This window comes from uncultured Methanobrevibacter sp. (genome assembly GCF_900316895.1).
Classification (GTDB): domain Archaea; phylum Methanobacteriota; class Methanobacteria; order Methanobacteriales; family Methanobacteriaceae; genus Methanocatella.
Window position 1 is genome coordinate 1 of record NZ_ONER01000081.1, and the last position, 7,104, is coordinate 7,104.

Sequence of the window (7,104 nt, forward strand, 5' to 3'; positions counted from 1 at the left end):
GATTCTACACTGCGGCCATTAGGTAATGTTGCCCTTACGCAGTAGTAGGCTTCTCTGACTCTGCCCATTTTTGTTCGCTCAAGTTCACGATCCACTATTTCAGTATCAACGTTGAATGCACGGGACAGCTTTTGCCATGCTGATTTTTTCTTAAAGTGTCTTTTCACTTTAACATAGTTTCCGTTTTCATCCTTTTCTTTTACAATTATTTCCTGATAGTCAGTATCATTCAATAATCCTTTACAGAGTTTTTGATAGGCGTCCCATTGTTCAATAGCTACATCCACATCCGGGACGTTATCAATTTTCATGATTTCATTTTCCCCTGAAGTTTGGGGCTCTTCTATTAATTCCGCTTTAACCATTTTATCACCTTAATGTTGTGGGGGTTTTCTATAACCCTCCAGTACTAGTTGCAATTCCAATCCATCCGATTACCAAAGCAACTAACATGCTTCCAATAAAAATCACTTTTGGATTCAATTTCATCGGTTCTTCTTTAGGATATAATCGGGCAGGCTTAGACATTCAAATCTCCTCGGTTGTTTTTCCTGAATCCTACAATGAATGCTTCGCCTCTTCTGAACTTTACAAATCCGATATCACCTTTGGCTGCATAATGTATCAGAGGCAACAGTTTGGCATGTATTAATGTAGGATATGCTTTTTTCCTACCTCTTACCAGTACTGTGCCGTTATCATCAATATGGAGGATTGTTTGCTCCACGTCACCTTTGGCAACTTTAATCTCACCTTTGTGAGTTAATATGCCGTGGTAGTTATCTTCGAATTGATTTGGCAAGGCCTCATCATCAGCCTCATAGTTTCTGGATGCTGAATAAAATTCCATTTTTATTCACCTATCTGTTCAATTCGATTAAATACATCCCATATTTCATCCCATACGTCTTTAGGTACTAAAATATGGGTTTTTCCGTTTACTTCCATTTCCATCATAACTTACAGACTCCTTTATATGTTAATAAATCACATTTCATCAATCTAATGGATCAAAGCTATTTAATCCAGTTTCAGTATCCTGATTTGATATGAATCAAAGAATTCCTTTTCATTGCTGATGTTTTCTGTTTCGGTTATCTCAGCAATAGCTTCTTCAAGTGCCTGGAAGTTATTGAAAACAATTACGTTTCCCGGCAAGGATTGCATCATTTCACACATAGTGTTTTGTCTCCTGTTTTTTTCACTTGTTAGTGATTGCATTCTCAAGGCCAAGTGTTAATGAGAAATCTCACAGATTATTGGCCATACACTATGAAGAGATAAAAATAGTTTTTTGTGAAATTAATCTTCCATTACTTACCGAATATTTAGAATAAAATAAGTTTCTCTTTTTTTATGTGAAAATCTTTATATATTCCTTAAAATATACTAGATATTGGGTTAAGTTTTGAAAAATATAAATTTTTAACAAAGTTTTGCGGCCTTGTTCACTATTTTTATTCTTCATTACTGACCCATTATAGGGATTATATTAAAAAAATTTTTTAGCTCACTATTCATGCAAAAAAATATTTTTTTAATTTATAATCCTTTTAATGTGGTTTTTCGATCTTCTTTTTTATTGCTCTTTTTGATATTTTACCTCCCCATACTGATTTTTTAAGCCTCACAAGAAAAAGTTGTACAAGAGTGAAAAATTGTTTTCACTTCGTAAAATTGTTGTCATCATGTGATGGCTAATTGATAGTTTATCAAAATGAATATATAAACATTACGATTTATATTTTATTGAATACTGTACAGAAATTAAACTATTCACCTATTAGTTTGTATATCCATAAAAATAAAACACCGTATTTTCTACAATCGGTGTTTAACCGGAAAAGTAAAAAACATGCATCTGTATAAAATGACTAAACACTATGACCTGAAATAACTGTGAAAAAAATAGTAAAAATTAAAAAAGAAAAGTTTGAAAAACATCCCACATATCCAATTAAACATGAAGGATGTCCGCATTAACATTATATGATATCAGCTAATCGCCGACCTTTTCCTTAATGCCTGCAAGTTCCTGCTTGATTCTTTCAATATCTCCAAGCTCTCTTTTCATATCTCCAAGTTCAGTCTTCAATGTTTCATTCTCGACTTCCATTTTCTTGAACTCAGGAGATTTGACGGACAGCTTTTCAATCTCCTTGCTTATTGTAACGGCAGGAAGATGTTTGATGTATTCATATTTCAAATCTTCAGGATTGGTCATGAAATATGCTGAATCGGTTTTGTTTTTGGCTTTTCCCTGCAGGTCATTGACATTGTCCATGCTCATTCCATTATTGTATAATGCTGATGCATGGAATTTTCTAAGCATGTGTGGTCTGAAACGGACAAAACATCCTACCTTTCCCAAACCTAACAAGTTATTGAGATCTTTGAATGAATGGTTGAGATATGCTGGGTCTATCTGGAACAGTGCAGATTCAGGGGTTAGATCATCCTCACGTGTCAACAAATATTTGTTGATTGCAAGGACTGCTTCAGGGCTGCAGTAAGTTGTATAATACTTGTCGGTTTTCTGTCTCCATATGCTCCAGGTAGGAACAATTTCATCATCATCACCGAGATCATTCAGTATTTCATAAATATCTGTTTTGTCAGTGTATTCTCCCAAAGCAGCAATATAATCCTTTATTTTGAGATTAAGAGTTTCCCTTCTTGCACATCCGCTGGAACACATGAATAATATAATTGCAACCATACGAACATTGGCAACACTTATTACTTCACGTAGTACTTCCTTATCAGGCAAATCTTTAAACTGTACTGGTTCTGATTTTTTAACCTGTTTCGGATTGAGTTTTGGCAATTCAAGGATTTCAATCTCATAATATTTGTATATTGCAAGAATTGGCTGAAACATTGTTTTGACAGTGTTTAAAGAATAATTTTCAACAAGATATTGTCTGTAACTTATCAGCCTTCTTTTCAAGCTTCTGCGTTTCCATCGAATACCCTTATCTTCTTCAGCTTCTGCCTCATCAAGCAATTCGGATAAATCCATATTGCAAAATGTGGTGTATTTTTTTACGGCCAGTTTGTATATTTTCCGAGTGCTTATGCCATGGTTATACGACATGTGCACTTCATCTAAAATTTGCTCACTATTCATAATATCACATTTATTCAATCGATATTTATTAATTTGTGTGAGAGCATTTGATTAGTAATATTTTATCAAAAAAGTTGGTGATATTATGAGTATTATAACACTAATAGTTTTTCGAATATCACGAACTTTTGGCTCTAAAACGCCTCTCCGGCCGTTTCGATGGCTGATTTTTGATGAGAGCCGATAAAGACCCATTAGTTAGTGATAATTCGGGCACTATAACATTAATAGATATGTTAATTATTCATTAATAAAGTTTTGTTTAAAAAGCAATATTATGGGGAATGTAACTTATCTTGAAAAAAATACTTTGCAAATGCTCTCGGAAAAAAGGTAATATATATAATTAATATAACATTATTCATGCAAAGAAGAGGTGCAGTCAATTTACCGCTTCACGGAGGCCATCCTCCAAGCTGGTTATTTTCAAGAATGGTGAAGTTATCCGGAGCGCTAGCCAGCGTAATCATTGAGGAATACAGTCTAGAGGAATTTCTAAATCGTATTTCAAATCCCTACTGGTTTCAGGCATTCTCATGCGTTTTGGGTTTTGACTGGCACTCTTCAGGAACCACAACAACAACGCTTGGAGCCCTGAAAGCCTCACTGACACCGGAAGAACATGGAATCTATCTGACCGGAGGCAAAGGAGCCAAATCAAGAAAAACACCACAGGGAATAGAGCATGCAGGGGAAGTCTTCAACCTAAGGACAAAAACAACCGAAAAACTTGTCGAAACAAGCAAGCTCTCCGCTAAAATCGATAACTCATGCATCCAGGACGGATACACCTTATACCAGCATAATTTCTTCATTACCGAAAAGGGAGACTGGGCCGTTGTCCAGCAGGGCCTCAACACCGCAAACAAATACGCCCGCCGCTACCACTGGCTCGGCAGTGAAGTGGACAAGTTACTGAATGACCCCCACAGTGGAATATCATGTGATGCGAAAACACCTAACACCCTGAACATGTCATCAAAGGACAGTGAGGAGGCTCAAAAAATCAGCGTTGATTTGATTAATGACAATCCAAACCATTTGAGGCAATACTTCAAAAGAAAGGACAATCAGATGCTTCTGGAGGACTTCAGCATGCCTGCCCATCATCCTGTCCTTGACATGGACATTTCCGATGCTGAATTTGAGGTTCTGACCAAGGCTTGGGAAATTCAGCCTGAAAACTATGAGGAGCTAATTCTTCTTAAGGGAATCGGCCCCAAAAAAATAAGGGCGCTTGCACTGATATCCGATCTGGTCTATGGCGAGCCTGCAAGCTGGAAAGACCCTGTTAAATACAGCTTCACCCACGGAGGAAAGGACGGTTTTCCATATCCTGTTGACCGTGAGGTTTATGACAATTCAATTCAGACAATGCGGGACGCAATCGATCAGGCACGTATAAAAAAAGATGAAAAGCTGAAAGCCATCAAAAGACTGGATGACTTCATATCTTAACGGTTTTCATTGTGAACATTAACGTTTTTACCGTGGGCTGTCGGAATGACTTCAAGGACAGGATTTTCAAATTTCAAATCGAATTCCTTGCCGTCCATCAGCAGGTGCTGAAATACAGCCAGAGAGGACACTTCTGAGTGAGGCTGTGTTGTCACTGAAACGTTCCAGTCGGCAGCCTTATATATTTTTCCCGGAACTTTTGCCCCTCCTACAACAATCAGGATATCTGAACCGTCTTCCCTCACTTCAGGAGCGGTTTCATGGGCCTGTGTTCCATACATTGTAAGGTGAACCACTTTTCCACCATCCCGTTTCCATCTGTTGATAACGCCCATTGCGCTTTCGGTGTATTCTATTTCAAAATTTCCACCAAATCTTGATGCAGTGTCCCTTACATTTTCCATCAATCGGTTGTCACGTTCACCTGCAAGGTATATCTTGCTTGCTCCGAATGCACGGGCGGTCAAGCACACATGAGTTGTTATACGGGTATCTCTTTTCAGTCTGTGGTCCAATCTTAAAACATTAACATTCATAGTAATCAGTTTATTATTACTCGTTAAAATTATATAAATCTGATGAGAAAAACCACCGGAAATTAATTGTGGAGGTGATACATGTATGTTTCAATGATGTATTAATCTTTTAATATAAAGGAAATTTTAATAAAAACATGCTAAAACAGTGGTAAATCTCATCAATCATACATTAAACCCCATAGTATATAAAACAATGTATAATAAGACTTCAATATTGATTTTAACTTGTAAAATTCAGTTAAATGAAGAATAAGGCAACTGCCATAAACAGCAATGAAAACAGGCGTCCAACCTCATTGCTCATTCCCAAAACATCCCCATTTGCCAAAACGAAATTCCTTCTTGCAACAAATGCTATGATGATTCCAGACACGATTGCACCAACGACACCTATAATGCCGACGAAACCACCAATCAAGTATGAGATAAATGCCACAATTACTGTTGAAGCGAAATAATTGGCAGGATTGGTTTCCCTTATGAAGTAGCTCCCAATTCCCGGAACCAATGGCTTTGACAATAGAGCAGTGGTTAAAAGGGAAGTCTTTGCGGTCATTTCACAGATTATAATTCCCAATATGAAATGATAATCCAGAATATTGTAGATTCCAGCTATTGTGAGGCTTGCAACAATGAACAGTGTCGCCATTGCACCTGCACCAACTGATGAATCCTTCATTACCCTTATCTTCTTTTCAGGATCGCCGTGAACCATGACCCCATCGGCCATGTCCATAACGCCGTCAAGATGATTATATCCGGTTATTATCATCAGAAATGCATAAACGATAGCTGCTGTAAAAAATGAATTCAAATGCAGAATATCCAAAGACAAATATCCGCAGAATGCTGCCAGAACTCCAATGAACAGATGTATGAACGGCCAGAACCATGTCAGTTTGGTCATGCATTCTATTGATGTGAAAACATTGATGGGCAGTATTGTCGAGAATGTCAAAAGCCCCAATATTGATTTGATTGGTGAAAATTCCTCATCTTCAAAGTAGCTGTCGTCTTCCATAATCATTCCTCAAAAATTTTTGTCACACAACCTGCAATCAATCCTGCAAAAACATCATCAAGCATCGCAGGCAGTCCCCAAATGATTCCAGGTTTTGCTTCATCATATAGGTTAAAATTAAATGTCGCTTTTGTTCCGGCAATCTGATTTGAAATCGCAAGGCCCAATACTTTACCTGCGTAAAGATTTGTCAAATCGTTAACTTCACGTATCCTGTTGGCATTCAAGTCCTGTTCGGTTTTCATTGCAGCAACAATCAATGCAACAACCTCGCTATCAGCCAATGATTTGAGTATCTGCTGATTCATTTTGTCTTTTAAATCCTGTGTTATTTCAACACCTTCAACAAGGTCCAAACCGGCCTCAACCAGATCCCCAATCTGTATGCCCAGTGAAACGAAATAATCCAGAATGCCGAATGTCAAACCGTAATATCTAAAAGCATCCTCCAGGCTGATTTCAATGGCCTCTGATACTCTGAGTTTCAAATCATCGAAATCGATATCATCATATTCAGCATTGTTGATGTCCAATGATTTGCCGTAAAATCATCGGTATTTAAAATATTCCTGATATGCAATGGAAGCGCCATATCTGCCAGCACTTTATCTTTAACTCCAGTTATCAGCTTGAATATTTTAAGCAAATCACCTGGTGAAATCGCCTTATCCAAATATATTACATGGCTGAAATTGATTCTTGCATCAGCAAAACCCCTGGAAGAATTAGCAACCTGAAGTTCATCTGTGAAATCTTCAATGACCACATCATTTGCCATGAAAGTGAAAATGGTCAAATCACCATAATCATTTGTAAAATAATCAAGGGAATCAGTTGCCTGAGCAATATAGGATGACTGTGATTGATTGAAAGCCTGTGCCCTTTTTGCAGTGGCTTCGAATTCATCCTTTGCCTTTAGGATATTGACATTTTCAATAATGTCTATTCCATCGCTT

At 37.3% G+C, this 7,104-nt stretch carries 9 protein-coding genes and 1 pseudogene; 1 reads left to right on the forward strand and 9 read right to left on the reverse strand.

Features of this window, described 5'->3' with window-relative positions; genetic code table 11:
* The 5 genes from QZN27_RS08050 to QZN27_RS08070 all read right to left on the reverse strand — a co-directional run.
* A partial coding sequence (locus tag QZN27_RS08050; RefSeq protein ID WP_296786169.1) for a hypothetical protein occupies positions 1–365 on the reverse strand: 365 nt, incomplete at its 3' end.
* Positions 366–393: 28 nt separating this feature from the next.
* Positions 394–528, reverse strand: a complete 135-nt coding sequence (locus QZN27_RS08055) for a hypothetical protein (protein ID WP_296786172.1) — start codon at positions 526–528, stop codon at positions 394–396.
* Positions 521–850 (reverse strand): hypothetical protein, encoded by a 330-nt coding sequence (locus QZN27_RS08060; RefSeq protein WP_296786176.1) that lies wholly within the window; start codon positions 848–850, stop codon positions 521–523. Before QZN27_RS08060 ends, QZN27_RS08055 begins: the two co-directional genes overlap by 8 nt.
* Before the next feature lie 170 nt (positions 851–1,020).
* On the reverse strand, positions 1,021–1,179 hold the full coding sequence (locus tag QZN27_RS08065; protein ID WP_296786179.1) for a hypothetical protein: 159 nt from the start codon (positions 1,177–1,179) through the stop codon (positions 1,021–1,023).
* Positions 1,180–1,999: 820 nt separating this feature from the next.
* Entirely contained in the window at positions 2,000–3,130 is a 1,131-nt protein-coding gene (locus QZN27_RS08070; RefSeq protein ID WP_296786181.1) for a site-specific integrase, read from the reverse strand.
* A gap of 363 nt (positions 3,131–3,493) precedes the next feature.
* On the opposite strand from QZN27_RS08070, the gene QZN27_RS08075 reads away from it, so the two are divergent.
* A complete protein-coding gene (locus QZN27_RS08075) occupies positions 3,494–4,588 on the forward strand; it encodes a DUF763 domain-containing protein (RefSeq protein ID WP_296786184.1) in 1,095 nt (364 codons plus the stop codon).
* Here the strand turns inward: QZN27_RS08075 and QZN27_RS08080 are convergent.
* The 4 genes and pseudogenes from QZN27_RS08080 to QZN27_RS08095 form a co-directional block, all read right to left on the reverse strand.
* Entirely contained in the window at positions 4,585–5,124 is a 540-nt protein-coding gene (locus QZN27_RS08080) for a tRNA (cytidine(56)-2'-O)-methyltransferase (protein WP_296786186.1), read from the reverse strand. The two genes, QZN27_RS08075 and QZN27_RS08080, sit on opposite strands and share 4 nt — an antisense overlap.
* A gap of 241 nt (positions 5,125–5,365) precedes the next feature.
* A complete protein-coding gene (gene cobS, locus QZN27_RS08085; protein WP_296786189.1) occupies positions 5,366–6,148 on the reverse strand; it encodes an adenosylcobinamide-GDP ribazoletransferase in 783 nt (260 codons plus the stop codon).
* 2 nt (positions 6,149–6,150) lie between these two features.
* Positions 6,151–6,681, reverse strand: coding sequence for a phosphatidylglycerophosphatase A (locus QZN27_RS08090; RefSeq protein WP_296786192.1), 531 nt, complete (start codon positions 6,679–6,681; stop codon positions 6,151–6,153).
* Positions 6,633–7,104 (reverse strand): annotated as a pseudogene (locus QZN27_RS08095) (hypothetical protein); the annotation flags it as partial. The pseudogene QZN27_RS08095 and the gene QZN27_RS08090, both read right to left, overlap by 49 nt.